Origin of the sequence: Salinibacterium sp. CAN_S4 (assembly GCF_015752305.1) — a bacterium.
Lineage (GTDB): Bacteria > Actinomycetota > Actinomycetes > Actinomycetales > Microbacteriaceae > Rhodoglobus.
On the sequence record NZ_JADOVB010000001.1, the window covers coordinates 949,910 to 976,893 of the forward strand.

25 protein-coding genes are annotated in these 26,984 nt (G+C 64.1%); 7 read left to right on the top strand and 18 right to left on the bottom strand.

Translation table 11 applies throughout. The annotated features are described in order from the left end of the window. Window positions 1–22 precede the first annotated feature (22 nt). The 4 genes from IWX81_RS04705 to IWX81_RS04720 all read right to left on the bottom strand — a co-directional run bounded on the left by IWX81_RS04705 (window position 23) and on the right by IWX81_RS04720 (window position 8,909). Window positions 23–5,926, bottom strand: a complete 5,904-nt coding sequence (locus IWX81_RS04705) for an Ig-like domain-containing protein (RefSeq protein ID WP_199280058.1) — start codon at window positions 5,924–5,926, stop codon at window positions 23–25. 10 nt (window positions 5,927–5,936) lie between these two features. Next, a complete protein-coding gene (locus IWX81_RS04710) occupies window positions 5,937–7,370 on the bottom strand; it encodes a serine/threonine-protein kinase (protein WP_334593069.1) in 1,434 nt (477 codons plus the stop codon). 116 nt (window positions 7,371–7,486) lie between these two features. Beyond that, window positions 7,487–8,317 carry a PP2C family protein-serine/threonine phosphatase gene (locus IWX81_RS04715; protein WP_199280059.1) on the bottom strand — a complete coding sequence of 277 codons (831 nt, stop codon included), beginning with the start codon at window positions 8,315–8,317 and terminating at the stop codon, window positions 7,487–7,489. Continuing rightward, window positions 8,310–8,909, bottom strand: a complete 600-nt coding sequence (locus IWX81_RS04720) for an FHA domain-containing protein (RefSeq protein WP_199280060.1) — start codon at window positions 8,907–8,909, stop codon at window positions 8,310–8,312. The genes IWX81_RS04715 and IWX81_RS04720 overlap by 8 nt, the downstream gene beginning before the upstream one ends. Window positions 8,910–9,056: 147 nt before the next feature. Here IWX81_RS04720 and IWX81_RS04725 point away from each other — a divergent pair, with 147 nt between their 5' ends. From IWX81_RS04725 to IWX81_RS04745, 5 genes are all read left to right on the top strand, one after another. Further along, window positions 9,057–9,539: an Lrp/AsnC family transcriptional regulator gene (locus IWX81_RS04725; protein ID WP_199280061.1), complete on the top strand. Its 483-nt coding sequence runs from the start codon at window positions 9,057–9,059 to the stop codon at window positions 9,537–9,539. 5 nt (window positions 9,540–9,544) lie between these two features. After that, window positions 9,545–10,981, top strand: a complete 1,437-nt coding sequence (locus tag IWX81_RS04730) for an aspartate aminotransferase family protein (RefSeq protein WP_199280062.1) — start codon at window positions 9,545–9,547, stop codon at window positions 10,979–10,981. 13 nt (window positions 10,982–10,994) lie between these two features. After that, complete coding sequence (locus IWX81_RS04735) at window positions 10,995–12,353, top strand: NAD(P)/FAD-dependent oxidoreductase (RefSeq protein ID WP_199280063.1); 1,359 nt, start codon at window positions 10,995–10,997, stop codon at window positions 12,351–12,353. 87 nt (window positions 12,354–12,440) lie between these two features. Further along, entirely contained in the window at window positions 12,441–12,998 is a 558-nt protein-coding gene (locus IWX81_RS04740) for a YceI family protein (RefSeq protein WP_199280064.1), read from the top strand. Window positions 12,999–13,033: 35 nt separating this feature from the next. After that, window positions 13,034–14,083, top strand: coding sequence for a hypothetical protein (locus tag IWX81_RS04745; RefSeq protein WP_334593072.1), 1,050 nt, complete (start codon window positions 13,034–13,036; stop codon window positions 14,081–14,083). A gap of 6 nt (window positions 14,084–14,089) precedes the next feature. Here IWX81_RS04745 and IWX81_RS04750 read toward each other — a convergent pair whose 3' ends face one another. Beyond that, entirely contained in the window at window positions 14,090–15,037 is a 948-nt protein-coding gene (locus IWX81_RS04750; protein WP_199280065.1) for an aldo/keto reductase, read from the bottom strand. A 94-nt stretch (window positions 15,038–15,131) separates the two neighbouring features. On the opposite strand from IWX81_RS04750, the gene IWX81_RS04755 reads away from it, so the two are divergent. Both IWX81_RS04755 and IWX81_RS04760 read left to right on the top strand, forming a co-directional pair. Continuing rightward, window positions 15,132–15,671, top strand: a complete 540-nt coding sequence (locus tag IWX81_RS04755; protein ID WP_199280066.1) for a methylated-DNA--[protein]-cysteine S-methyltransferase — start codon at window positions 15,132–15,134, stop codon at window positions 15,669–15,671. Continuing rightward, the gene (locus IWX81_RS04760) at window positions 15,668–16,285 is read left to right on the top strand and encodes a DNA-3-methyladenine glycosylase I (protein WP_334593074.1); all 618 of its coding nucleotides are present in this window, start codon (window positions 15,668–15,670) and stop codon (window positions 16,283–16,285) included. The genes IWX81_RS04755 and IWX81_RS04760 overlap by 4 nt, the downstream gene beginning before the upstream one ends. Window positions 16,286–16,307: 22 nt before the next feature. Here IWX81_RS04760 and IWX81_RS04765 read toward each other — a convergent pair whose 3' ends face one another. The 13 genes from IWX81_RS04765 to IWX81_RS04825 all read right to left on the bottom strand — a co-directional run bounded on the left by IWX81_RS04765 (window position 16,308) and on the right by IWX81_RS04825 (window position 26,974). Continuing rightward, complete coding sequence (locus tag IWX81_RS04765) at window positions 16,308–17,045, bottom strand: YaaA family protein (protein WP_199280067.1); 738 nt, start codon at window positions 17,043–17,045, stop codon at window positions 16,308–16,310. Then, window positions 17,046–17,564: an AAA family ATPase gene (locus tag IWX81_RS04770; protein ID WP_199280068.1), complete on the bottom strand. Its 519-nt coding sequence runs from the start codon at window positions 17,562–17,564 to the stop codon at window positions 17,046–17,048. It abuts the gene before it with no gap. 22 nt (window positions 17,565–17,586) lie between these two features. After that, entirely contained in the window at window positions 17,587–17,847 is a 261-nt protein-coding gene (locus tag IWX81_RS04775; RefSeq protein WP_199280069.1) for a F0F1 ATP synthase subunit epsilon, read from the bottom strand. Between the two features lie 2 nt (window positions 17,848–17,849). After that, window positions 17,850–19,328 (bottom strand): F0F1 ATP synthase subunit beta, encoded by a 1,479-nt coding sequence (gene atpD, locus IWX81_RS04780; protein ID WP_199280070.1) that lies wholly within the window; start codon window positions 19,326–19,328, stop codon window positions 17,850–17,852. A gap of 34 nt (window positions 19,329–19,362) precedes the next feature. After that, a complete protein-coding gene (locus IWX81_RS04785; RefSeq protein ID WP_199280071.1) occupies window positions 19,363–20,262 on the bottom strand; it encodes a F0F1 ATP synthase subunit gamma in 900 nt (299 codons plus the stop codon). Window positions 20,263–20,317: 55 nt separating this feature from the next. Then, on the bottom strand, window positions 20,318–21,955 hold the full coding sequence (gene atpA, locus IWX81_RS04790; protein ID WP_199280072.1) for a F0F1 ATP synthase subunit alpha: 1,638 nt from the start codon (window positions 21,953–21,955) through the stop codon (window positions 20,318–20,320). Window positions 21,956–22,054: 99 nt separating this feature from the next. Continuing rightward, window positions 22,055–22,849 carry a F0F1 ATP synthase subunit delta gene (locus tag IWX81_RS04795; RefSeq protein ID WP_199280073.1) on the bottom strand — a complete coding sequence of 265 codons (795 nt, stop codon included), beginning with the start codon at window positions 22,847–22,849 and terminating at the stop codon, window positions 22,055–22,057. Continuing rightward, entirely contained in the window at window positions 22,849–23,409 is a 561-nt protein-coding gene (locus tag IWX81_RS04800; protein ID WP_199280074.1) for a F0F1 ATP synthase subunit B, read from the bottom strand. Before IWX81_RS04800 ends, IWX81_RS04795 begins: the two co-directional genes overlap by 1 nt. 27 nt (window positions 23,410–23,436) lie before the next feature. Then, window positions 23,437–23,673: an ATP synthase F0 subunit C gene (gene atpE, locus IWX81_RS04805; protein WP_097060645.1), complete on the bottom strand. Its 237-nt coding sequence runs from the start codon at window positions 23,671–23,673 to the stop codon at window positions 23,437–23,439. Window positions 23,674–23,718: 45 nt separating this feature from the next. Continuing rightward, window positions 23,719–24,540, bottom strand: a complete 822-nt coding sequence (atpB, locus tag IWX81_RS04810; RefSeq protein ID WP_442977629.1) for a F0F1 ATP synthase subunit A — start codon at window positions 24,538–24,540, stop codon at window positions 23,719–23,721. A 99-nt stretch (window positions 24,541–24,639) separates the two neighbouring features. Further along, a complete protein-coding gene (locus IWX81_RS04815; RefSeq protein ID WP_199280075.1) occupies window positions 24,640–25,092 on the bottom strand; it encodes a hypothetical protein in 453 nt (150 codons plus the stop codon). Next, entirely contained in the window at window positions 25,089–26,321 is a 1,233-nt protein-coding gene (locus IWX81_RS04820) for an MraY family glycosyltransferase (protein WP_442977630.1), read from the bottom strand. The genes IWX81_RS04815 and IWX81_RS04820 overlap by 4 nt, the downstream gene beginning before the upstream one ends. Continuing rightward, window positions 26,318–26,974 (bottom strand): L-threonylcarbamoyladenylate synthase, encoded by a 657-nt coding sequence (locus IWX81_RS04825; RefSeq protein ID WP_199280077.1) that lies wholly within the window; start codon window positions 26,972–26,974, stop codon window positions 26,318–26,320. Before IWX81_RS04825 ends, IWX81_RS04820 begins: the two co-directional genes overlap by 4 nt. Window positions 26,975–26,984: the final 10 nt, after the last annotated feature.

Here is a 26,984-nt window from a genome sequence, read left to right on the forward strand (position 1 = left end):
CGACGTGACGGTCGACGGCATGTCAGTCATAGTCAGACGCGTTGTAGGTCTTCGAGTATGTCGTGCCGTTGGCCGCGACCCGGATGATGAGTTTCGGATCTTCGACCGGGTTCGCGTCAGCATGACAGGTCGTCGCCGTTCCTGCCGGGAAGAACTCGCGGGGTGGTGCTCCGCAGGCATATTCGACGAGCGAGTAACCAACCGGCAGCCCATCCCACTGGAACGTGCCCGATTTCGACAACACCGCATCGTCGGGGACGAATGTCAGTTGACCCGTCACCCGCGGATCCACCGGCGTGCCGAGGTCGAACGGCTCCGACCACGAGGACTGGCACAGGGCAACGGAATCCCAGTTGCGGCAGGCCCGGACCTGTACGGCGATGTTCTGCCCGTACTGCAGGTTGTCGGTGACCAGGAAGGAACCCAGCGGGACCCTCCCGGATTCGGTCGCGGGAACCGTCGGTCCGATCAACCTGTAGATGATCGAATAGTCGCTCGTCAGCGGTTCGGCCCCGATGGATCCGCCGAGGAGCTGGAAGTCGAACACGTCGCCGTTGGCCACGGGGCCCGTCCCGCGATCGATGGCCGTGATCACGCCGGGAGCTGTGCGGGCGACCACAGAGGGACTCGCCGTGCAACCCTGCGCATTTCTGGCGAACACGAGCAGCGAGTATGTCGCATTGGCCTGCAATCCGGAGAACTGTGCGGACGTCCCGGTCCCGGCATCGATCACGATGGCGCCGTTCGCTGTCACCGAGCCGTCGGGCGCACACGTGGGAGCCGCGCCCGTGTAGGCGGCAGCCCGATATCCCGTGATCTGTCGACCGTTGTCGCCGAAGATCCCCGGCCAGTCCAGTCGCACGCTCGCATCACCGGTCACCGTGGCCAGCGGCGACCCTGCAGCAATCGGCGGACCGGCAGGGATGTCGGAGCGGGGCTCGCTCGTGTTCCACACCGAGAGGGCCGTGAGCGCGGCATTGCGCGGACTGACCGTGTAGGTGACGGCAACCCCGTTGTCGAGAGTCCATCCGGCAGACAGGGTGTTGACGGTGCAGGTACCGTTGGCGCAGATCGCCGCCGGTGAGAAGTCTCCCGTGAATCCGCCCACGTTCAGCCGGTACCGGTCCACCGGTGACGCGCCAGCCGGGGACGACACCGCATTCCACGAAATGCTCAGGCCACGATCGAGGGCAACCGAACTGAACGATGTCGGAGCTTCGGGAATGAGGTCAGACCAGACGGCATCCGCGAGCACTGTCGGGTCGGATTCTCCGATCGCGTTGACGGCGACCACCGCCACCGTGACGGCATTCGCCGGGCCGTTACCCGCTGTGGGAATCGAACACGTGGTTCCGGAGCAGTCCGTCGACGATACGATGCTGTCGCCCGATGATGCTGTGACCCGATATGCCGTGATCGGTGAGTTATTGAAGGCACCGGCGTTCCACCGCATCGTGATGGACCTGTCACCGAAGCCGGTGGGCGCGACATTCGCGACCGGATCCGGTCGGTCCTGGACTGAGACGGTGATCGATCCCCAGACGTACCGATCCGAATCGTTCGTGGAATCCGCCACCTGGTACTGCAGGGTGACATCTCCCGGGAGTGCGCTCCTCGCGACGGTGACGGCGAGCCTCGAGTTGTCTGCGTTCGGGGTGATGGTGATGCCAGCAGGCAGGGAGGCGCCATCCAGTCCCCTGATGTTGACGACGCGGATCGGCGTGCCGGGGAACGGGTTGGTCGCGGCGTCGTTGGCCAGGACATCCACGGTGGTGGTGGCACCGCGGCGAGCGACGCCCCTGTCGGCAGCCGGGACCAAAAGTGGTCGGGTCGACGGAACGATGGTGAGCTGTATCCGACCTGAGCCACCCTGCGTGACGTCGTCGCGCACTCCCAGAGCGACTGTGCTCACCGTGCCCTTTCGAGCGTTCTCTGCCGCTCGCAGGGTGAGGATCGTCCCGTTGAGAACGGCGCGGAACCCCTCAGGCTGCGGGGCCAGGATCGAATACACCAGCTCGTCGATGTCGTCGGGATACGGGTAGTTCGTCAGCCTGAGGAGATCGATATCCCGTTCCTCACCGGGCTCGAACTCGATGACGGCTCCACCGAATTCCGGAGGCTGGTTGGTCCGCGGCGATACGGTGATCGGCAGCACGAGGATCGACTTCCGACCGTTGGGATCGCTTGCGGATGTTCCATCCGTTACCTCGAACGAGATCGACGCGGGCCCGAAGTACCTGTCAGCCGAGGTGAACCGCAGGGTGAACTGGTCGGTCACGAGGCTGCGCCCGTTCGAATGGGTTGCCTGCACGGTGCTCGAGTCCGTCAGCCTGACCTGCTTTCCCCCTACCGCGATCACGTAATCGTTGATGTCGATCGTGAGTTCGGACTCGCTGACCACCCTGAGCGCGGGCGCGCGGCGATCGAGCTGGGGAAGGGCGTCATCCAGACCGGGCACCCTGATAAACGCGAAGCTGAAGATGTTCGGGTCGTCGGGATGCGTCAGCCTGAACGGGATGATCTGGCTCTGTGCGGTGACCGTCACCTCGATGCGTTTATCCGAGGTGACCCTCGCGTTGGCGGAGTAACCCGGGTACACCGACAGCCCGAGAGACCGGGAATCGCCGTCGGCGAAGAACACGTTGGCCAACACATCGACGGTGACCCTCGGGCGATCGAGCACGTCAGACAGGGTCAGGATGCTGTCTGTCGCGATCGGATACGAGAGCGGGGCGTCGGGATCGACGATGACCCTGATGAAGTTCTGGCTCGTGCCGCCCTTATCGTTCTCGATCGTGTAGATCACGCCATAGCTGCCAGGGACACTGGGGGGCGTGATGTCGACGACATCGGTGCCCACGATGACGGCGGTGGTGAGCGCGTCGTTCGGGAGCACCGTGGTGATGGTCAGGGGGCTTCCGTCAGGGTCGGAATCGTTGACGAGCGCCTGGACGGACACCGTGACACCGGGGCGCACCGTGACCTCGTCCGCGATCGCGACAGGGTTCCGTGCTCCCTCGAGCCTCGGGCTGATGCCGATCCGTACGATCCCTGTTGCCCGGGCTCCCAGGGAATCGATCACCGTGTACGTGAACGAATCAGTGCCGGCGGAATAATCGCCAGCCTCGTACACGAAAGTGTCGTCTTCGACCGCGGAGACCGATCCCTTATCGGGATTCGTGGACTGCCCCAACAGCTGCACCGAATCCCCGTCGGGGTCGATGCCGCTCAGCGGAATACGCACGCGAACACTCTCCCCGGCGATCGCCCGCGCCGTGACCGTCGTCGGCACCGGGGCATTATTCGTGGCCGCATCTGCCTCGCGCACCGAGATGCGCACGAGGCCCGTCGCGGCCTGGCCATCGGGGCCTGTCACGCGATAGGCAGCGGTGAAATTCCCGGTCTTGTTGGGAGCCAGGTACCGCAGCACCCGATCCGAGGCGAACAGCAATCCGGAGTTCTCGGGGAGGGCCTGGTCGAGCACGGGCTGAAGAGCGAGCGGGAGACCGTCGGGATGCTCATCGTTGGTGAGCACGGGGATGTCGATCGCGTCCCCCACTCGCACGGTGACGTTGTCATCGTTGGCGATCGGGGGCTGGATGCGAGTCAGCGCCGGTATCTCGATCACGGTGATGACGCCCTCGGCCTCGGCGAGGCCGTTGCTGATCCGGTAATTAAATGACACAGGACCGTTGTCGAGAGGTCGATCGAGGCTGACCCTGACCACGCGCTGGTCGAGGATCTCCGCCCGCACGCCGGAGTTGCTCGGCAGGTTCATGAGCCCGGTCACGAGCAGCACCCCGCCCGCAGGATCCACATCCGTGGACGCCACATCGATCCGCTCGTTCTGCAGGGCTCTCACAAAGACTGTTTTCGGCACAGTAATGGGCTTGGTATTCGCCTCGGGCGGCGCGACGACATCGACCCGCACCAGCCCGGTAACCGTGAGCTTCCCGTCGGTGACCACGTACTCCAGGTAGTGGCTGCGCACCTGGCTGCTCGTGAATCGGAAGGTGCCGGTCTCATAGCTCGGAGTGATGGTCACATCGGGTTTTGCGGGCACGCTGTTGAGTCTCAGGATGCCTGAACCTCCGCGCACGTGATCGAGCGGTGAGATCGTCTTCTCTTCACCGGCCGACACGAGCACGACGAAGGGATCGGCGATGATGTCGACGTCGCCTGACGCCTTGATCGACACGGACAATGAGCCGGTGCCCTCCGCGGAACCGTCGGAGACGAGCAGGGGGATGATCGCGAGGTCGCTGCCCGAGCCTGCGTCAGAGTACGTCACTGTGCCGTTGGGCTTGTAAGTCACGGATGCGGGGGCCGCCACACTGGCGCTGGTGAGATAGAAGGCATCGCCGTCCGGGTCGATCCAGTCCGCGAGCACCTGCGTCGTCACCCGGCCGCCCTCGACGACGACCGTCTTCGTCGACCGGACCTGCGCCGGAGGAGAGTTCTCTCCCGCAGCGCGAACCGTCACCACTACTGTCGCCGAGGCCGTGCCGCCGCGCCCGTCCGTGATCGAGTAGGGGAAGGAGATCTGCCCGGTCGCGTTGGCATTGAGCGTCAGCTGCACCTGCTGGCGCTCGTTGATGAGGTCGATCCGTCCGATCGATTCGTCGATAGGTGCGAGGTCACCGACGACGAGCACATCACCGTTGGGGTCGTAGTCGTTGAGCAGCACGGGCAGCACAGTGGCCCGGCCCGGGCGGGCGCCGAAGGCGTCGTCGATGGCGACCGGCGGCTCCTGCACCTTCTCGACCTCCGGCTGGAGTGAGTCGTCGTTCTGCTGCTCCTCGGGTTGCTGGTCGTCCGTAGCGATGAGGTCATCCCAGTTATTGATCAGCTGGCCTTCTCGCTGAACCGCCCAGGTCCGGCCCGTGCGCCGATCGTTGAGCACCGCACTATCGCCGTTGGTGACGAACGCGAGCTGGGCGTTTGCCGTCACGGATTCGAGAGTGGCCGTCGTGCCGTCACCGCCGCCGTCCAGGCATCGTCGCCAGCTCGTGCCGTTGGTCCACGAAGCGAACTCGCAGCCGTCGAGCATGAGCGGTCTCGCTGCGATACCGGACTGGCCGTCGGCGAGATTCACCGCCGCCGCGCCGCTGAGCGGAACGCTGATGAGCCCCCCGGAATATCCAACCAGCACCCTGTCACCTGTCGCGCTGGCCCACTGCACGGTCACCGAACCGGAATCCCCGACGAGAGCCGAGAGATCCACCGTCCTGCCATCCAGATAGAGAGAGTTCGCATCGAGGTCGAGGATCGCCCACTGACCGGCGACTGATGTCAGTGCCACCGAGGCATCGGCCGCGGCTAGTCGCACCTGCTGGCTCGATTCGACTGCTCCCGACTGTGCGGCGTCGACCGTATAGACCAGTGAAGTCACCGGCGAGTATGCGAAGAGCAGTCCGTCAGGATCGACGCTGACGGCAGCCCCTTTACCCAGGCTGAGAGTGGATTCCGACTCGGCGTCGAAGTTCCTGAAACTTTCGGTGGAGACGATCCACAACTCACCGGTTCCCTCGGCGAAGACGATCACGTTGTCCCCGGCGAGGAACACCTCGGGCTGATCGGGGGGCAGCGGAACGCTGTCGGTGACCAGGGACGTCGCCGGGTCGACGATGTCGATCTTGATCTCGGAACGATCGAACAGCAGCACCGTGTTACCGCGCTGCAGCACGTCGACATCATTGCCGCTGGTGGCCACCACGGTGTTCAGCTCGAGTACTTCGGGGTTGGCCCTGCCGATGGCCTGCTGCTGGCTGTTCGCGACCCACACCGAGCCGTCGCCGAGGTCGAGTCGTTGCGCCGTGTAGCCGGTGGAGACGATGGCGATGGTCGCGACGAGTGGGGCAATCACGACGCCACTGGTCACACTCACGGCGAGGGACCCGTGGGCGGCAAGCCACTTTCTCAGCATGACGAACTCATCATCCCGGTGTGTCTGCGCACTTTTCACCGCTCGCCGGACCGTCTTTGCCCTCACGGTTCACGGTGACCGTGATGCAGACGCGCTGTCCCGGCTCAGCGTCATAGGTGAATTCGGGGCTGCGCTGGATGCTCGACTGTCCGTCATCGGTGAGGATGCGGTAGGAGTCTGTCTCATTGATGCCCGGATCCTGCCAGCTGAACGTGACAGTACCGTCGGCCTCCGTCACCTGGATGTTCGCCACCACCGGCACGTCACTCTGTCCGGTTGTCGTGAAGACGACCACGAGGGTCGTGATCAACGCAACGATCAGGGCAGCGCCGGCGACGCCGACCCAGATCCACCCCCGCCTGTTTCCCGTATCTCTGGGGGCCGAAGCCACCGAGCTTTTGGGCACGGACTGTGAGCCGCGGCCGATGGTGTCGATGCCCGTATATGGAGTGCTGGCCGCCGCTCCACGACGGCGACGCCGCCGCTCCCCCACCGAGACGGCGGGCGAGTCGCCTCCCCTGACCCTGGTGCGGTCCTCGAGATCCGACACCGTCGCCAGTGCCCATTCATCGACAACGGTCTCGATCGCGGTCTGCGGGAGCCCGAGGTCGGATTCGATCGCCTGCAGTTCATGCACGAGCTCGATCACGGATCCCTGTCGCGCATCGGGCTTACGGGACATGCCGCGTACGAGGGCCCGTTCGAGTGCCACCGGCACGTCACTTCGCCCGATCGGCTGGGGCTTTGCGCGGTTGATACGTGAGATGAGATCGGTCGACTTATTGGACTCGCCCGGCACCTCGAACGGCGACCGGCCAGCGAGAAGGGAATAGATGGTCGCGGCGTACGCCCAGACCTCCGACTGGATGGTGCCCGCCGTCTCGTCCATCAGCACTTCGGGAGCAGACCAGGGAATCGACATCCCCACTGCATCGAAATTCCCCGCCTCGCCGATCGTGGCAGCGATACCGAAATCAGAAAGCACGGGATTTCCGTAGGCCGTGGTGAGGATGTTCGACGGCTTCACGTCGCGATGGAGCACTCCCGCACGGTTCGCGGTGTCGAGAGCACTGCCGATCTTCACGGCGATCCTGAGCACTTCGGCAACCGGCAGCCGCTCTGTGCGGTAGCGCTGGCTCAGTGACGATGAGCACAGTTCCATCACGAGGTAGGGCCGGCCATCGGATGACACACTGGCCTGGTAGACCGTGAGGATCGAGGGGTGCGAACTCAATTGGGCCATGAGGTTCGCTTCGGCCTGGAACATCTGCCTGACCTGGTCGTTGACGACTTCGCTGAGCATCACCTTGACCGCGACCTGGCGGCGCGGCATGTTCTGTTCGTAGAGAAAAACGTCAGCGAATCCGCCCGATCCCAGCACGTGAATGTGGGAAAATCCGGGCAGGATCGGAGGGGACGACGGCAGTCGGCGGGCCACGGTCACCTCCTGGACTTTGGTCGGATTCCCAATTGTAGGCAGGTCCATAGCGGCAAGAGCCGCTATAGCCCCCGAATGGGGGGCGTCTGCGCGCCCCCCATTCCGAGTAGCGCCCAAACGTGCTACAGGCGACGCAATCGGGGTGCGGTGTCGTCCAGGTCGACCTGATCCGGCGCCTCGAGAACGTCGACCACGACCGCCGTGACGTTGTCCCGTCCGCCCGCGGCGAGGGCTGCGTCGACGAGTGCCCCCGCCGTCTCCTGCGGACTCAATCCCGCCGCCAGATGAAGGCGCAGGCGATCATCGCTGACCTCCTTGGTCAGGCCGTCTGAGCAGATCAGCAGCCGCAGGCCCGTGCGCAGTGGCAGCATCCAGAAATCAGGGTACGGTCGCGCACTGAATCCGACAGCCCGCGTGATGATGTTGCTGTCGGGATGGTTCTCGGCTTCCTCGCGCGAGAGAGCCCCGGATTCGACAAGCTCCTGCACCACTGAATGGTCGGTGGTGACCTGGCTCAGTTCGTTCGCCTCGAACTTGTAGACCCTGCTGTCCCCGATATTGAAGACGGCGAAGTACGGTTCGTCACCCTGGAGCGTCAGGACGGCTCCCGTGACGGTGGTTCCTACGCCCAGCTCACTGTCGAGCGCAATGACCGTGATGTCCTCCGTCGCCAGCAGCAGTGCTTCTTCGACGAGCTCGGGGTCGACGAACTCCCCGCCGTCGATCTCGGCGAGGCGAGTGACGACAGCCTGGCTCGCGAGATCGCCCGCAGAGTGTCCGCCCATGCCATCGGCGACGGCGAACAGCGGCACGGCGGCGACATAGCTGTCTTCGTTGACGTGCCTCCGGTGACCGACATCGGTCGCAGATGCCCACGCCAGCCTGACGGCAGCCTCCGGTCTCGCGGGTATGGACACGTCCACTCCGGAATTATTCGAGCCGATTTCAGTCACGGCTGCCTTTCTCAATCGATTGGCCGAGGCGCTGCATCGGAAGGATCTGGAGAATGTTCCCGTCACCAATATCCACCAGCGCGCCCGGTGAGACGACCACCGACTCACCCTGACGCAGTTTTCGGGGAACGCTTCCGGGCTGCTTCACCACGGATCCATTGGTCGAACGCAGGTCGGTGACGATGACGGATGTCCCCACCTGGCGCAGCTCGACGTGCGTTCCAGAGACCTCGTGCCCGGGCGACGAGACCGGGACGAGCCTGGGCTCTGCGCCGGTCGGAATCCGGGACAGGCGAGGATCACGTCCCACTCTCGCCGGCCTGTCGAGCATCACGGGCTCGGCATACTCGCCGACCCTGAAGCTGTAGTGACCGCTGGGGCGCTGCGCATCTCCCGACGGCAGCCCGAGCGCGGCATCCATCACCTGTCGCGACACCTGTTGACGCTGGGGTTCCACGAGGTCGGCCACGGGTCGTCGCGATGTCATCACCGTGTCAGCCATTACCTCGTCTGCGCGCTCCGAGGGCGGAGTGGATGCACCGGAATCCCGCCGCAACGGCGCTGGCCGTGTGTCGTCGCGTTCCTCAGTCATGCGCCTAACTTTATGGGCTGATGGGGCGCGGCATCCGCCACAGCATGCGAGGATCCGGCGGCCTCAGGCTACCGATTTCGTCGAAAATGGGCCGAAACTCATTCGGAATCGCTTGTTTCTACACCGTCACGCTGAGAGAATCGTCTCATGAGCTCTTCGCCGCGTCATCCGGGATCCCGTCCGATCCAACTCGACGACGTGTCGAAAGGCATCATCGAGCAACTCCAGGCTGACGGTCGACGTTCGTACGCCGAAATCGGCAAAGCCGTCGGCCTGAGTGAAGCCGCCGTGCGGCAGCGGGTGCAGAAGCTCACGGACTCCGGAGTGATGCAGGTGGTCGCCGTGACCGACCCCATGCAGCTCGGCTTCTACCGGCAGGCCATGATCGGCGTAAGGGTCGCCGGCGATACGACCGCCGTCGCCGAGAAGTTGAGCGCGCTCAGCGCTGTCGACTACGTGGTGCTCACCGCGGGAAGCTTCGACATCCTCGCCGAGGTCGTCTGCGAGAACGACGACGATCTGATCAACCTGCTGAACAAGCAGATCCGCTCCATCGAGGGCGTGGCGTCCACCGAGACGTTCGTGTACCTGAAACTACAAAAACAGTTCTACAACTGGGGAACAAGGTAAAACCGATGACTATCACCGAACCGGATCTGACCACGGTATCGCGTCACACCTGGAATGACGCGGAGCTGCAACAGAAGGCGAAAGACCACCTCTGGATGCACTTCACTCGACAGTCGCTCATGGAAGACGGTCACGGCGTTCCCATCATCACCAAGGGCGAGGGTCACCACATCTGGGACTCGAACGGAAAGAAGTACATCGACGGGCTGAGCGGCCTGTTCGTCGTCAACGCCGGGCACGGTCGCAAGCGGCTCGCACAGGTCGCCGCGAAACAGGCGGAGGAGCTCGCCTTCTTCCCCCTCTGGTCGTATGCCCACCCGAACGCGATCGAGCTGGCCGACCGGCTCGCTCACTACGCGCCGGGAGACCTCAATCGCGTCTTCTTCTCGACCGGCGGAGGCGAAGCCGTGGAGACCGCGTTCAAGCTCGCCAAGTACTACTGGAAGCTGCAGGGGCGCCCCACCAAGCACAAGGTCATCTCTCGTGCTGTGGCGTACCACGGCACTCCGCAGGGCGCGCTTGCGATCACGGGCATCCCCGCCATGAAGGAGATGTTCGAACCCGTCGTGCCCGGCGGCTTCCGTGTACCGAACACGAACTTCTACCGTGCTGAAGAGATGGGGTTCGTCGCATCGGCGGGCGCCACCGACATCGAGGCCGAATTCGGCGTGTGGGCAGCGAACCGCATCGAGGAGATGATCCTGTTCGAGGGGCCCGAGACCGTGGCCGCGGTGTTCCTCGAGCCTGTCCAGAATTCGGGTGGATGCTTCCCGCCACCGCCCGGCTACTTCCAACGGGTCCGCGAGATCTGTGACAAGTACGACGTGCTCCTGGTCAGCGACGAGGTGATCTGCGCGTTCGGTCGCATCGGACACATGTTCGCCTGCGACGAGTACGGATACGTCCCCGACATGATCACGTGCGCCAAGGGAATGACCAGTGGCTACTCCCCCATCGGCGCCACGATCGTGTCCGACCGCATCTACGAGCCGTTCAAGCACGGTTCGACGGCGTTCTACCACGGCTACACGTTCGGCGGGCATCCGGTGTCATCGGCCGTCGCCATGGAGAACCTCGACATCTTCGAGGAGGAGAACCTCAACGCGCACGTGCGCGAGAACTCCCCCGTCTTCCGCGCGACGCTCGAGAAGTTGCTCGACCTGCCCATCGTGGGCAATGTGCGCGGAGCCGGCTACTTCTTCGGCATCGAGCTCGTCAAAGACAAGGTGACCAAGGAGACCTTCGATGACGATGAGTCGGAGAGACTGCTGCGCGGGTTCCTGTCGAAGGCGCTCTACGACGCCGGCCTGTATTGCCGCGCCGACGACAGGGGCGACCCCGTCATCCAGCTCGCTCCGCCCCTCACGATCGGGCCGGCTGAGTTCGATGAGATCGAGGCGATCCTCCGTTCCGTGCTGACCGAGGCATGGGCGCGGCTCTGAGCCAGATACTCCTGTGACCGACTTCCGCCACTTGAGCTTCTGGCATGCCACGGTGCCGGATGACCTCACTCCCCGCCCTGCGCTCGACGGGGATCGCGAGGTCGACGTCGCGATCGTGGGCGGGGGCCTGACCGGTCTCTGGACGGCGTGGTATCTGCTCGAGCGTGATCCGAGCCTCTCGATCGCCGTTCTCGAGAAAGAGATTGTCGGGTTCGGCGCCTCAGGGCGCAACGGCGGATGGTGCAGCGCACTGTTTCCGCGATCGACGGCATCACTCGAACGGGCACACGGCCGGGAGGCGGCCCTGGCGATGCGGCGGGCGATGATCGATACCGTCGACGAGGTCGGGCGGGTTGCGGCATCCATCGGTCTCGATATCGACTTCGTCAAGGGTGGCACCGTCGCGTTCGCGCGTTCCGGCGTGCAGCTCGACGCAGCAAGGGCCGAGGTGGCCGAGGCTGCAGGTTTCGGCGTCGACCTCGTCGAATTCTGGGGGCAGGATCGGGTCAGGGCGGCCGGCGCACTCGGAGCCACCTTCGATCCCACCTGCGCGCGACTTCATCCGGCGAAACTCGTCAGGGGCCTGGCTCGTGCGCTCGAAGCGAGAGGCGTATCCATCGTCGAAGGCACCGAGGTCGTCGACTACGAGTCACGGACGGTGCGAACGACCCGCGGAACTGTGCGGTGCAGGGACGTGGTGGTGGCGACAGAAGGCTATGGCGCGACGCTGCCCGCCACCCGACGTCGCGTACTTCCTCTCTACTCGCTGATGATCGCGACAGAGCCGCTCCCGGACACGCTCTGGGAGGAGATCGGTATCGAGCACGGGCAGACCTTCACCGACTTCCGGCATCTTCTCGTGTACGGGCAGCGCACGGCCGACAACCGCTTCGCTTTCGGCGGGCGCGGCGCCCGGTACCACTGGGGCAGCTCGATCCGGTCGGACTACGACCGCGTTCCTGCGGTGTTCGACCACCTCCGACGCACGCTGGGTGAGATGTTCCCCGCTATCGGAGACGCCGGCGTCACCCACCGCTGGGGTGGTCCGCTCGGTGTCGCACGCGATTGGCACGCCAGCGCGAACTATGACCCGAGCAGCGGCCTGGCCAGCGCCGGCGGATATGTCGGTGATGGTCTGAGCACGACGAACCTCGCGGGGCGCACCCTCGCCGACCTCATCACCGGGGCTGACACGGCACTCGTCGCACTGCCGTGGGTCAACCACCGCTCTCCGTCCTGGGAACCTGAGCCGTGGCGTTTCCTCGGGGCTAACGCCGGACTGACCGCGATGACGGTCGCCGATGCGGAGGAGAAGGTGACGGGTCGAGCGTCCATCGCGGCACGACTGATGGGCCCTCTGACGGGGCATTAAGCCCGGCCAGATTAACTTTCGAAGAATTAATGTGACACGTCACCCTTTTTGGGAATACTTTCGGGTTCGATGCGATTGCATGTACCTATGACTACTTCAACTGACACATTCCCCGGCTACGTCGCAGGCACCTGGACGCTCGACCCGACCCACTCCGAGATCTCGTTCTCGGTCAAGCACCTCAAGATCAGCAAGGTGCGCGGCTCGTTCAAGACCTTCGATGCCACCATCGTGACCGCCGAGAATCCCGCAGATTCCACCATCGAGGCCACCGTCGAGATCGCCTCCGTCGACACCAACCAGAAGGACCGCGACGCTCACCTCCGCACGAGCGACTTCTTCCTTGCCGACGAGTTCCCGACAATGACCTTCGTGTCGAAGTCCATCGAGGTCTCTGGCGAAAAGTTCGCCGTGACCGGCGACCTCACGCTGCGTGGCGTCACCAAGTCAGAGGTCATCACGGGCGAATTCGGCGGCATCGTCACCGACGGATACGGCCAGACCAAGGCTGGCGCGACCGCATCCACCGTTATCAACCGTCACGACTACGGAGTGAGCTGGAACGCGGCCCTCGAAGCCGGCGGACTCACCCTCGGCGACGACGTGACGATCAACTTCGAACTTCAGGTTGTCCTCCAGCCGTAACCGGATCGTGACAGCGCCAAGATAGAGTCGCTGCCGTGACAGATTTCGAGCCCGCACCGCTGCCTGTGCAGCGGGAGCGGGCTCGACCCGGTTTTGCACGGATTCTGCTCACGACGCTCGGCGTCATCCTCGTGCTGGCCCTCGGCGGAGCCGGCATCTGGGTGCTCACTCACCAGCAACGGGTCAGCGACCAGCTCGTCGTCTGGCAGTACGAGCCCACGGCAACGATCGCGGCGTATGCCGAGCGCTCGACGATGACTGACGAAGGGCGGTTCCTGTTCTACGCGAGCCGTCCGACCATCGAATCGACTGAGTCGTTCGACACGCACTGCGCCAGCGAGACCGAAGACGTCGGAATTCTCGGATGCTACGTGCACGGCGAGCGCAAGATCTTCCTGTTCAACGTGACCGACGACAGGCTGGACGGCCTGGAAGAGGTCGTCGCCGCCCACGAGATGCTCCACGCGGCATGGGATCGGATGCCGGACGCCGAGCGCGCCGCCATCACTCCCCTGCTCGAAGCCGAGGCCACCGAGCGTGCCGATGATCCCGCATTCGTCAAGACCCTGGACTACTACGCCACAGCCGAGCCCGGGGAGCGGCTCAACGAGCTCCATTCCATCGTCGGCACAGAGTTCGCCGACGTGAGCCCCGAACTCGAGTCCCACTACGCCACCTACTTCGCCGACCGGCAGGCACTCGTGCAGCTCCACCTCGCGTCCGACGCGGTGTTCACCGAGCGCCAGGCCGCCATCACCACCATCGTCGACCAGACCACCGCCCTGAAGTCGAGCATCGATGCCGACTACGCGTCGTACAACTCGGGCTACGACACGCTCAACGCCGACATCACCGCATTCAACCAGAAGGCTGACGAAGGCGGCTATTTCACTCAGCGGGAGTTCGACGATCAGCGCGATGAGCTGGTCACGCGGCAGGCGGATCTCGACGCACTGTATTCATCCATTGCCGACAGGGTCACGCAGTATGACGACCTGGTCGCGCAGCTCGACGCGCTCAACGCCGAAGTCACCGAGCTCAACCAGAGCATCAACATCAGACCGCGCAGCGAGGGTGATTCCTGACGCCGGTCACTCGAAGATCGCTGTGACCTCCGCGACCTCCGCCGGTGTCGGCGTCCATGCCGTCGCTGCCGCGGCGTTCTGCCTCAGTTGTTCGGGCCTCGTCGTCCCGGCGATGACGCTCGACAGCCCGGGCTGGGCGAGCAGCCATCCGAAGGTGGCCTCGAGCATCGTGATTCCCCGCTCTTCACAGAATGCCGCATAGGATTCGAGCACGTCCCAGTGCGCGTTCTCGGCAATGTGGGGACGCTGGCGCATGATCCGGGAATCCGCGGGGAAGTCGGATCGCGTGAATTTTCCGGTGAGCAATCCGTTCTGGAGCGGGAAGTACGGCAGCAGCCCGAGGTGATGGCGGTTGATGGCCGGCAACACGTCTCTTTCGATGCCTCGTGCCAGCAGGCTGTATTCGTTCTGGGACGACACGAATCGCCCACCCGCAGCGGCAGCAGCATCGATCTGGTTCGCGGAGAAGTTCGAATGGCCGTAGTGGATGACCCTGCCCTCCTCCACGAGCTCATCGAGGGCAGCGATCGTCTCCTCGATCGGCGTATGCGGGTCCGGCGTATGCATCTGGTACAGATCGACGCGATCTGTCTGCAGGCGGCGCAGGGAGCCTTCCAGCGCTTCCCGGATATAGGTCCGCGATCCTTTCGGTACCCCGGGTGCGATTCCCATGTCGAAGCTGTCGTGCCCGAATTTCGTGGCGAGGAACACGCTGTCACGATGACCGTCGAGGGCGATACCCATGAGGGTTTCACTCACTCCCGGCGCTCCTCCGTACATATCGGCCGTGTCGAACAGGGTGACACCGAGCTCGATCGCCTCGGAGATGAGGGCGTTGGTCCCGTCCTGATGTTCCGTGGCCGTGCCCGCCCTACCGAAGTTGTTGCAGCCCAGCCCGATCGTCGAGACCCGGGGGCCACCGAGACCCAGTGCACGGAATTCAATGTCAGCCATCCTCCTATCCTCCACCGTCGTCGCCTCGGATCGCTTCACCCCGATGTCCGATTTGCGCCAGAGCCCTGTCGAATTCCGCGGCTACAGTCGTGTCATGACCACAGCACAGCACTCGAGCACCACTCGCTCGACCGTACGCGGGAGCGCCCCGGTATTCCTCCGCCGGACTAACTCTCCCCTGGGTCGCATCGAACTTCTGAGCGACGGTACGTCCATCACGTCGCTGGCCATCGAGCGCGCCGGGTCGCTGCCGTGGGGCGATCGTCCCGAGAACACCGCACCTGTGCTCGAGGTCGCCCTGACACAACTCGCCGAGTACTTCGATGGCAGGCGCACCGAGTTCGACGTACCGGTCGATGTCACCGGCACAGACTTCCAGAAGAAGATCTGGGCCGAGCTCTCGCGATTGCCGTACGGTTCCGTCGTCTCTTACGGCTTCCTGGGCGGGGTCACAGGCAGGGCAACGGCAGGACGGGCCGTCGGCGGAGCGGTGGGAGCGAATCCGGTCCCCATCATTGTGCCGTGCCACAGGGTGCTCGCCGCCAACGGTCGCATCACGGGGTTCAGCGCCGGGGAAGGCATCGCCACCAAGGCGTGGCTCCTCGATCATGAGGGCATCGAGCACCGGTCGTGACGGACTCGAGCAGTTCGGCAGGCACCACACTCGACAGAGGCGTGATCATCGGGGACGATGGCATCGCACGCTGCCGTTGGGTCGGCACAGACCTCGAATACCAGCGCTACCACGACGAGGAATGGGGCCACCCCCTCCACGGTGACCTTCCGCTCTTCGAGAAGCTCAGCCTCGAAGCGTTCCAGGCCGGGCTGTCATGGATCACTATCCTGCGCAGGCGTCCCGGATTCCGTGACGCGTTCGACGGGTTCGATCCGCATCGCGTGGCCGGTTATGGCGCAGGGGACGTCGACCGGCTGATGGGAGACGAGCGCATCATCCGCAACAGGGCGAAAGTGCTCGCGACGATCAACAACGCGCAGCGTGCACTCGACCTCATCGCTGAGACTCCCGGCGCCCTCGATGAACTCATGTGGAGCTTCGCACCGCCCGCTCGCGCCACGCAATTCGTCTCGATGGCCGAAGTTCCGGCCATCACACCCGAATCCACAGCGTTGAGCACTGAACTCCGACGACGCGGCTTTAAATTCGTCGGACCGACCACGATGTATGCCCTCATGCAGTCCTCGGGCATGGTCGACGACCACGTGCAGTCATGCTGGCGGACGCACTGACCCAGCTTCCCACTGTGGCAGGTCAGACGACGAGATCCACCCCGGATTCCGTACGATCCAGCCGGATGTCGCGGCTGGCCGCCCACTCCAGCAGCGAGTCGACGTCGGCGTGCGCAATCCCCGACTCCACGAGCGACCTCGCGAAGCGCCCCTTCCCAGCTTTGTTGAAGTGGCTCAGCGCGGTGCGACGCCCCCGGGCATCCTCGGAGACCACCCGCACCGTGACCGCCGATGCCGGAGCGGGCCCGAGCGCGATGTAGGAGTCGGAACGGAGGTCGATCACCAGCGAATCGGTCGCCACCAGCGCCTCCGTGACGGCCTGGCGCCAATGCCTGCGCAATGACAACCCCGGCAGCCGGGAATTATGCGACAACCTGTAGGCCGGGATGGGGTCACTGCCCCTCAGTAGGCCGAACAGCGCCGAGTGAATCACGAGGTGGTCGTCGGCGAACTCGCGCGCACCGGCGTCGAGACTCTCGACGTCGAGTGCGTCGTAGAGCACTCCCGTATAGCGGTCCAGCGCAGGCATGACCGGAGAGGTCGACACCGTCCGGTTGCGATCGACCTCGAAACGCTGGGTGGGGCCGAGGGACAGCGCGGCCATGGATCCGCTGACCGAGCGGGACAACCGCCGTATTTCGGTCATCACTTCGCCGCGCTGCCGGGCGAGGCTCGCGAAACTGAGCCCGCCGAGGTCGAGCGACGCGGCATCCATCCCGCCGTCCCGTTTCGTTTCAGACGGTGGGAGAAGAACGAGCACCTATGACTCGAGGAACGCCATGGCGCGGTCGATGTTCACACCGAGGGGCTCCACGGAGTCGAGCGTGATGCGCCCGACAGCGGCGCTGGCTCCCGACCACTCCGCGTACTCTTCGAGGCTCTGCTCGACGGCGTGCCAGGTGAGCTGGAGGTGTGGCAGCTGCCGTTCACGATTCTCGATGCGCTCCCGGTGGATCTCGGGATCCGAGCAGATCACTTCGATGAACTTCAGGGGCTCACTTCGCCGCTGGGCGAGATTGATCCACTGCTCACGAGCGGGATTCACCGCGTTGACGGCATCCACGATCACGCTTCGACCGGCCGCCAGCGTGGTCTCAGCATGCATCTCGGCTACGAGATACGCGGCAAGGCCCGTCGGCTGGTCTGAGTCGATCCCGGCCTTCAGGATGGCCGATTCGATCGGATCGACGGAGATCACGGGGAGCCCGAGACGGGAACCGAGAACCTGCCCGATGGTGGACTTCCCGGATCCGGGAAGCCCAGCCATCGCGATCAGCATGATGAAGGCTCGAACATGGCGATTAGACCAGTTCGGCGTTTCGCGCGACGACAGTCACGGTGTTGTTCTCGACCGAGAGGAATCCGTCGTCAGCCTGAGCGGTGATGACGTTTCCCTCGACAGTGGTCACACGCACCTCACCCTGGGCGAGGATCGCCAGCACAGGCTCATGGCCCGGCAGGATACCGATCTCACCTTCGGTGGTGCGCGCGATGATCTGCTTCGCCTTGCCCGACCACACCTCGTGATCGGCCGCGACGACGCTGACCTTGAGTTCGGCCATTATCAGCCGTTCTCTTTCTGGATCTTCGCCCACTGCTCTTCGACGTCGTTGATTGAACCGACGTTGAAGAACGCCTGCTCCGCGACGTGGTCGAATTCGCCCTTGACGATCGCGTCGAACGACTCGATTGTGTCCTTCAGCGGAACCGTCGAACCCTCGACACCGGTGAACTTCTTCGCCATGTAGGTGTTCTGCGACAGGAACTGCTGGATGCGGCGTGCGCGCGACACGGTGATGCGGTCTTCCTCGGAAAGCTCATCGACACCGAGGATCGCGATGATCTCCTGGAGTTCCTTGTTCTTCTGGAGGATCGCCTTGACGCTCGTAGCGACGCGGTAGTGGTCGGCGCCCAGGTAACGGGGGTCGAGGATGCGGCTCGTCGAGGTGAGCGGGTCGACGGCCGGGTAGAGGCCCTTCGACGCGATCTCACGGCTGAGCTCGGTCGTTGCGTCGAGGTGCGCGAAGGTCGTCGCCGGAGCCGGGTCGGTGTAGTCATCGGCAGGCACGTAGATGGCCTGCAGGGACGTGATCGAGCGGCCACGCGTCGAGGTGATGCGCTCCTGGAGCACACCCATCTCGTCGGCGAGGTTCGGCTGGTAACCCACGGCGGACGGCATACGACCGAGAAGGGTCGACACCTCAGAACCGGCCTGGGTGAACCTGAAGATGTTGTCGATGAAGAGCAGCACATCCTGGTTCTGCACATCACGGAAGTACTCAGCCATGGTCAGGGCGGAGAGCGCCACGCGAAGTCGCGTTCCCGGCGGCTCATCCATCTGGCCGAACACAAGCGCGGTCTTGTCGAAGACGCCGGCCTCGTCCATCTCGGCGATGAGGTCGTTGCCCTCACGGGTGCGCTCACCGACTCCGGCGAACACCGACACTCCACCGTGATCCTGGGCGACGCGCTGGATCATCTCCTGGATGAGGACCGTCTTGCCGACACCTGCACCACCGAAGAGGCCGATCTTTCCACCGAGCACGTAGGGCGTCAGCAGGTCGATGACCTTGATACCGGTCTCGAAGAGTTCGGTCTTCGACTCGAGCTGGTCGAAGGGCGGTGGCTTGCGGTGGATCGGCCAGCGCTCGGTGATCTCGAATTTCTCGCCACCGATCGTGCCGTCGGCGTCTGCGTTGAGAACCTCACCGATGACGTTGAAGACCTTGCCCTTGGTGATGTCTCCGACGGGGACCGTGATCGGCTCGCCGGTGTCACGCACCTCCTGGCCGCGGACGAGTCCGTCGGTCGGGTTCAGGGCGATGGCGCGAACGAGGTCGTCACCGAGGTGCTGTGCGACCTCGAGTGTGATGACGGTCGAGTCGTCGCCGATGGTGATCGTGGTCTTCAGGGCGTTGTAGATGCCCGGGATCGAGTCATGCGGAAACTCGATGTCGACGACCGGACCGGTGACCCGGGCGATGCGGCCGACGCCGGCCGGCTTCTGAGCGTCTGACGTCGTGTCAGGAGCTGTAATTGTCATGGCTTCTCTTCTCTAGTCACGAAATGGTCTTTCACTACTTGGCCGAGCTCAGGGCGTCTGCGCCGCCCACGATCTCGGAAATCTGCTGTGTGATCTCAGACTGGCGAGCGTTGTTCGCCAACCGGGTGAAGTCTTTGATGAGCTTGTCTGCGTTGTCGCTGGCCGACTTCATGGCCTTCTGGCGCGCAGCATGCTCCGACGCCGCGGACTGCAGCATCGCGTTGAAGATGCGGCTCTCGATGTAGACAGGAAGCAGCGCATCGAGTACGTCGTCGACCTCGGGTTCGAACTCGTACAGCGGCAACAACTCGGAGTTGTCCGCGCTCTCGACACCCTCGACCACTTCCAGAGGCAACAGGCGAACGACCTCGGGGACCTGCGTGACCATGCTGACGAAGCGGTTGAACAGGATGTGGATCTCGTCCACTCCCCCCTCAGCCGTCGGCTGCACGAACTTCGAGACGAGAGCCTCGCCTATTTCCTGAGCGGTTTCGAACACGGGCTGGTCCGTGCCACCGATCCACTGGGCTTCGGATTCACGCTTGCGGAAGGCGAAGTTCGCCACGGCCTTGCGGCCGACCAGATAGTAGACGACCTCTTTGCCTTCGCCCTCGAGGCGCGTGCGCAGTTCGCCCATCTCACGGATGATCTGCGAACTGAACGCCCCGGCCAGTCCGCGGTCGGACGTGAACAGCACCACCGCGGCCCGGGTGGGGTTTTCCGCTTCGGTCGTGAGGATGTGGTCGACGTTCGAGAACGTGGCGACCGCCGACACGGCGCGCGTGACTGCGCGTGAATACGGCCCGGATGCTGCAACCCGCTGCTGCGCCTTCTGAATGCGCGAAGCGGAGATGAGCTCCATGGCCCGAGTGATCTTCTTGGTCGTCTGGGCAGACTTGATCTTCTGCCGGTAGACCCGAAGTTGCGCTCCCATGTGGTGTGTCCCTGGTTTCGTGTGTGAAGAGTGGCTGGGTGACTATCGCCCGGAGCTAGCGCTTGCCCTTGACGATTTTTTCCTGGTTGATGTCTTCGTCAGGCGTCTCGACGAACTGCTCAGATCCCGGGCCGGAGAGCGACTTGCCATCACCGGTCTGGAATTCGAGCTTGAACCTATCGACGGCCTCATCGAGGGCGCTGACCGTCTCGTCGGAGAGCACGTTGGTCTCGCGGAGTGAGTCGAGCACCTTCGTGTTTCGGGCGAGGTAGTCGTGGAGTTCACTCTCGAAACGCAGCACGTCCTCGACGGGCACCTCGTCGAGCTTGCCGTTGGTTCCGGCCCAGATCGACACGACCTGCTTCTCGACGGGCATGGGCGAATACTGCGGCTGGCGGAGCAGCTCGGTCAGTCGGGCACCGCGAGCAAGCTGGCGACGGCTGGCGGCATCCAGGTCAGACGCGAACATGGCGAAGGCCTCGAGCGAGCGGTACTGGGCAAGCTCGAGCTTGAGCGTTCCCGACACCTTCTTGATCGACTTGACCTGGGCGTCACCACCGACTCGCGACACCGAGATGCCTACGTCGACCGCGGGGCGCTGATTGGCGTTGAAGAGGTCGGACTGCAGGAAGATCTGGCCGTCGGTGATCGAGATCACGTTGGTCGGGATGTAGGCGGAAACGTCGTTCGCCTTGGTCTCGATGATCGGCAGGCCGGTCATCGAGCCAGCGCCGAGCTCGTCGGAGAGCTTGGCACAACGCTCGAGCAGACGGGAGTGCAGGTAGAACACGTCACCGGGGTACGCCTCACGTCCCGGCGGGCGACGCAGCAGCAGGGATACGGCGCGGTACGCCTCGGCCTGCTTGGACAGGTCGTCGAAGATGATCAGGACGTGCTTGCCGTCGTACATCCACTGCTGGCCGATGGCCGAGCCGGTGTACGGAGCGAGGTACTTGAACCCGGCGGGGTCGGACGCGGGTGCCGCGACGATGGTCGTGTACTCCATCGCTCCGGCATCTTCGAGAGCGCCCTTGACCGCAGCGATCGTCGAGCCCTTCTGGCCGATGGCGACGTAGATGCAGCGGACCTGCTTGTTGGTGTCGCCCGACTCCCAGTTCGCCTTCTGGTTGATGATCGTGTCGATCGCGATGGCGGTCTTACCGGTCTGGCGGTCACCGATAATCAGCTGGCGCTGTCCACGGCCGATCGGGATCATGGCGTCGATCGCCTTGATGCCGGTCTGCATGGGCTCGTGGACGCTCTTGCGCTGCATGACGCCGGGAGCCTGGAGCTCGAGCGCACGACGGGTGTCTGACGCGATCTCTCCGAGGCCGTCGATCGGGGCGCCGAGCGGGTCGACGACGCGACCGAGGAACGCGTCGCCGACGGGGACGGACAGCACCTCTCCGGTACGGCTGACCTCCATGCCCTCGACGATTCCAGTGAACTCACCGAGCACGACGACACCGATCTCGTCTTCGTCGAGGTTCTGGGCCAGGCCCAGCGTGCCATCGGCGAAGGTGATGAGCTCGTTGGCCATCACGCCCGGCAGTCCCTCTACGTGAGCGATACCGTCGGCCGCGTCGATGACGTGACCGATCTCGGCCTTGGATGCCTTGCCGGGCTCATACGCCTTGACGAAATCCTTGAGTGCGTCACGGATCTCGTCCGGGCTGATCGTGAGTTCTGCCATTGTGTCTTCCTGTTCAGTGGAAAAGTTTGGTGCCTGTGCCGGCTGTGCTGCTGCCGCCGACACGACACGGGTAGTGCTGGGGTGGTGCGCCCTGAGGGACTAGGACGCGAGTTTGAGTCTGAGTTCGTTGATGCGAGTGGACACGCTGCCGTCGATGACGTCGTCGCCGACCTGCACGCGGATTCCACCGACGATGCTCGGGTCGACCACCAGGTTGACCTCGAGGTCGCGACCGTAGCTCTTCGAGAGCCCGACGCGGAGTCGATCGACCTGAGCTGCGCTGATCGGCGCCGCAGAGGTGATGGTGGCGACGGCCAAGCCAGCCTCGTCGGCCACGATCGATGCCGCGGTGCGGATGAGACCACCGATGCGACGACCGCGAGGCTGCTGCACCAGGTGGTTCAGGATGGCCAGCGACTGCTCGCTCGACTTGCCCTTCAGCAGCGCACCCACGAGAGCGGACTTCGCCGCGTTCGATCCGAGCTTGCTGCCCACGGCCAACTCGAGCTCGGCATCGGACGATACGGCGGCACCGAAGGCGAAAAGCTCGCTCTCGATCGAGAGGCCGCCCGGCGCGGAACGGGCGACCGCACGAATGCCGATCTCCTCGATTCCGGCGAGCAGCTGGTCCTGCGTCGACCACCGAGAGGCGACGAGGCCGGAGAGCAGCGCGCGCGCCGATGAACCGAACGAAGAGAAGAGGCTGTCGATGACCGCGCCCTTCTCGGTGGCGGCAACCGACGGGTCGGCGAGCATTGAACGCAGCTGCGCCGAATCACCGATGACACGACCCGCGCTGAAGAGCTGCTGCCCTGCCTCGAGTGCGTTACCTGTGTCGAGCGAGCCGAGCGCTGTGCGGGCTTCCGCCAGCGCTACCCTGGTTGCCGATCCCATTACTTGCCTGCCTTGGCCTTGTCGTCAGTTTCGAGCTCGGCGAGGAACTGGTCGACGAGGGTCGACGCTCGCTTGTCGTCGCTGAGGCTCTGGCCGATGACACCCGATGCGAGGTCAATCGCGAGCGATCCGACTTCGGCACGCAGCGAGATGAGTGCGCCCTGGCGCTCAGCCTCGATCGTCGCCTGGGCGTTCGTGGTGATGCGCGCAGCCTCCACGGCAGCCTGCTCCCTGAGCTCCGCGATGATCTTCGTACCGTCGGCGCGAGCCTGGTCACGGATCTTGGCGGCCTCGGCACGACCCTCAGCGAGCTGGTCCTTGTACTGGGACAGCGCGGCAGCGGCCTCAGCCTGGGCGATCTCGGCCTTCTTGATGCCGCCCTCGATGGCCTCGGAGCGCGCATCAAGTGTTTTCTTGACCGAAGGAAGGAACTTCCTCCAGAAGACGAACAGGATGATCGCGAAACAGACGGCCGACCAGATGATGTCGTACGGCTCGGGCAGAAGCGGGTTAGGCGCTGCCTCGGTTTCCGCTACCGCAGTCAGGATTGCGCTAAGCATTCCTGCCTCCTCTATGACTGGTGATTATTACGGGAACGGGATGAACGCGACGGCGATCGCGACGAACGCGAGGGCCTCGGTGAACGCGATACCGAGGAACATGAGGCCGGTGAGGCGTCCCTGCAGTTCAGGCTGGCGCGCAACCGACTCGACGGTTTTTCCGACGACGATACCCACGCCGATGGCGGGGCCGATGGTCGCGATGCCGAAGGCGATCGGCGCGAGGTGGCCGTTGATCTCGGCGACGGTCGTGATGGGGTCCACGTGTGTTTCCTTTCAGGGGGGCGAACTGGCGAGTGCCAGGCTCGTTTAGTGATCTTCAGCCAGCGCGAGCTGGATGTAGGCGGCGGTGAGAAAAGCGAAGACGTATGCCTGCAGCACGGCGACGAGGATCTCGAAGATGGTGAAGATGAAACCGAAGGCCAGAGTTCCTGCGCCGAAGAGGGCGAAGAATCCGCCGGCACTGAAGAAGAAGAACTGGGTGGCCGAGAAGCAGAGCACCAGCAGCATGTGCCCGGCGATCATGTTCATCAGAAGTCGAAGGGCGAGTGTGATCGGTCGCAGGATGAAGGTCGAGAGGAACTCGATCGGAGTCACGATCACATAAAGGGCTGCGGGAACACCTGACGGGAACAGCGCCGACTTGAAGAATCCGCCGCCCGACTTCTTCACACCCGCATAGATGAAGGTGACGTAGGCCACGAGCGCGAGTACGAGCGGGAGCCCGATCACCGACGTACCGGTGAGGTTGATGCCCGGGATGATTCCCGTGATGTTCATCCCGAGCACGGTGATGAAGATCGCCGTGATGATCGGGAGGAAGCGAGCGCCTTCCTTCTTGCCGAGGTTTCCCTCGACGATGTTCGACTGCACGAAGCCGAGGATGAACTCGATGATCGACTGGCCGCGGCCGGGAATCATCTTCATGCGTCGGGTTCCGAGCCAGAAGACCAGGAGGATGACCGCGACGACGAAGAAGCGGATCAGGATGACGCGGTTGATTTCAAACGGCGTGCCCTCGAAGAACAGGACAGGCGGGAAGAAGTCTTCCAGCGTGGGTCCCTTGAACTCACCGTCGTCCGGACCGGCAGCGGTGACGAAGGGGAGAAGGGTGAGAGCGTGGTGTAACAGCGCTGGCTCCAGAATCGGGGCGTGAGAACACGCGGCGACGAAAGGTGGGGGGCGATCTCTAAGACTCTACCAAGACTTCGACACCGTGTAGAACACGAACTAGCCTTTTGCCGTCTCATCGGCACTATCGTTCAGCGAAACATCGCCGACATAGGGCACTCGCGCACCTACGAAAGCAACGACGTCCACCGCGAGACTGCCGATAACGGCGGCGAGGATGGAGAAGAACATCACCAGCGGCTCGATGAAGGGCTGGTTGCGCAGAATCACCAGGATCGCGATGAAGACGACGAACTTCAGCAGCCAGACACCGAGCACGATGCCGAAGAACAGGGTGCTCGACGGCTCGTTATGGGTCACCTTCGCGGCGAGCACGATGCTCAGTGCCGTGAACCCCATGAAGAGCGCCGTCAGTCCGGCTCCCACGAGTGCGCTGATGAGTCCGGGATTGCCGGCGACGAGGTATCCGATCACCGAACCCACGATCGCGATGATTGCGGTGAGGATCGCTCCGTAGACGATCGCCCTGGCGAGGATGGTTGCTGTCTTCATGCTGGCGATTCTTTCGGGTCGGGGGTCGATGCTGCGGCGTTGAGAAGGTCTTCGTCTGCGGCTTCATCGAGGCCGTCGAAGCGGGGGTCTGCGACGTCATCGCCGGCGGACTGGGCACGCACCTCGAGTGCTTTGCGCTTGCTGAGCGGTGAGAGGGTGACGACGGTGCAGATGATGAGACCGACGACGATCAGCAGTGTCGCGACGTACCAGGGCACGAATCGGTAGGCGAGCACGCCGACCGAGACGACGAACGTCCACGCGTAGAAGATCAGCACGGCGTGCAGGTGCGAGTGCCCCATGTCGAGCAGGCGGTGATGCAGGTGCTTGCGGTCGGCCGAGAACGGCGACTTGCCGGCCCGCAGCCGTCTCACGATCGCGAGACCGAAGTCGAGCAGCGGGATGACCAGAACTGCGAACGGCAGCAGGATCGGGATGAACGCCGGTAGCAGCGACGCGGTGAACTGGTCGGGCTGGTTGAGGGCATCCGGATCGACCTGTCCCGTCACCGAGATGGCCGATGCGGCCATCAACAGGCCGACGAGGAGTGCCCCGGCGTCACCCATGAACAGTTTCGCCGGATGGAAGTTCAGCGGAAGGAACCCGATACACGCGCCGATCAGCACGGCCGAGATGAGCGAGGCGAGGTTGAAGTACTCGGTCTGGGCGCTCGACTGCAGCACATAGGTGTACACGAAGAAGACGCCGTTGGCGATCAGGGCGACGCCCGTGACCAGCCCGTCCAGCCCGTCGATGAAATTGATCGCGTTCATGACGAGCACGATGGCGAAGACGGTGATGATCAGGAGGACGTACGGCGACAGGATCGTGCGGCCGAAGATCGGGACGGTGATGATTTGCACCCCCTGCCAGGCGAGCAGGCCAGCCGCGATGAACTGCCCGGCCAGCTTCGTGACCCAGTCCAGATCCCAGATATCGTCCGCGACTCCGATGAGGACGATGATGGATGCCGCTCCGAGCAGCCCGAGGACCTTCCCAGGTTCGGTGAAGACGATGCTGAAACTGTCGATCTGGGATGCCACGCCGAAAGCGACGACCATCCCAAAGAACATCGCGACGCCGCCCAGCCGAGGCGTTGGACTCGTGTGGACGTCACGGTCGCGGATCTTCGGGTACAGCCGATACTTCGTGCTGAGCTTCCAGATGACGATCGCCAGTGCGTAGGTCACGGCGGCCGCGACCCCGGTGATGAGGAGGTAGAAGACTATTCGCATCGATCGGCCCCCACGACAGCGCGGATCCGCTCGGTCGAGATGGCTCCCTCGCGCACGATGCGCAGCTTGCCGTCCGGGAGTGAGAGGGACGTGGCATCCACGATCGTCGATGACACGGTTCCTCCTTCGCCATCGTCGAGGAAGATGCTGACCGACTCCCCCAGCATGGCTTCGGCACCGGCCGCCGTCGTCGCTGCGGGCTCACCCGTGAGGTTGGCGCTCGACACTGCCAGCGGGCCCGTTTCCGACAGGAGTTCGAGCGCTATGCGGTTGGAGGGCATGCGCAGGGCGACGGTTCCCCTCGTTTCGCCGAGATCCCACTGGAGAGAAGATTGTGCGGCGAGGATGATCGTCAGCGCGCCAGGCCAGAACTCCTGAACCAACCGGCGCACCTCGTCGGGGACGCTCTCGGCGAGGGCGTCGAGGGTGGGGATTCCCGGGATCAGCACGGGCGGGGGCGACTGCCGGGTGCGGCCCTTCGCGTCGATGAGCTTCTGCACGGCGGCGGGGTTGAACGCATCGGCGGCGAGCCCGTAGACGGTGTCGGTCGGCATCACGACGAGATCCCCGCGCCCGATCGCGACCCGGGCGAGACGCATGCCGGTGAGCAGTTCGGCCTCAACGGAGCAATCGTAGATGGGTCCCATGTCGCGTCTA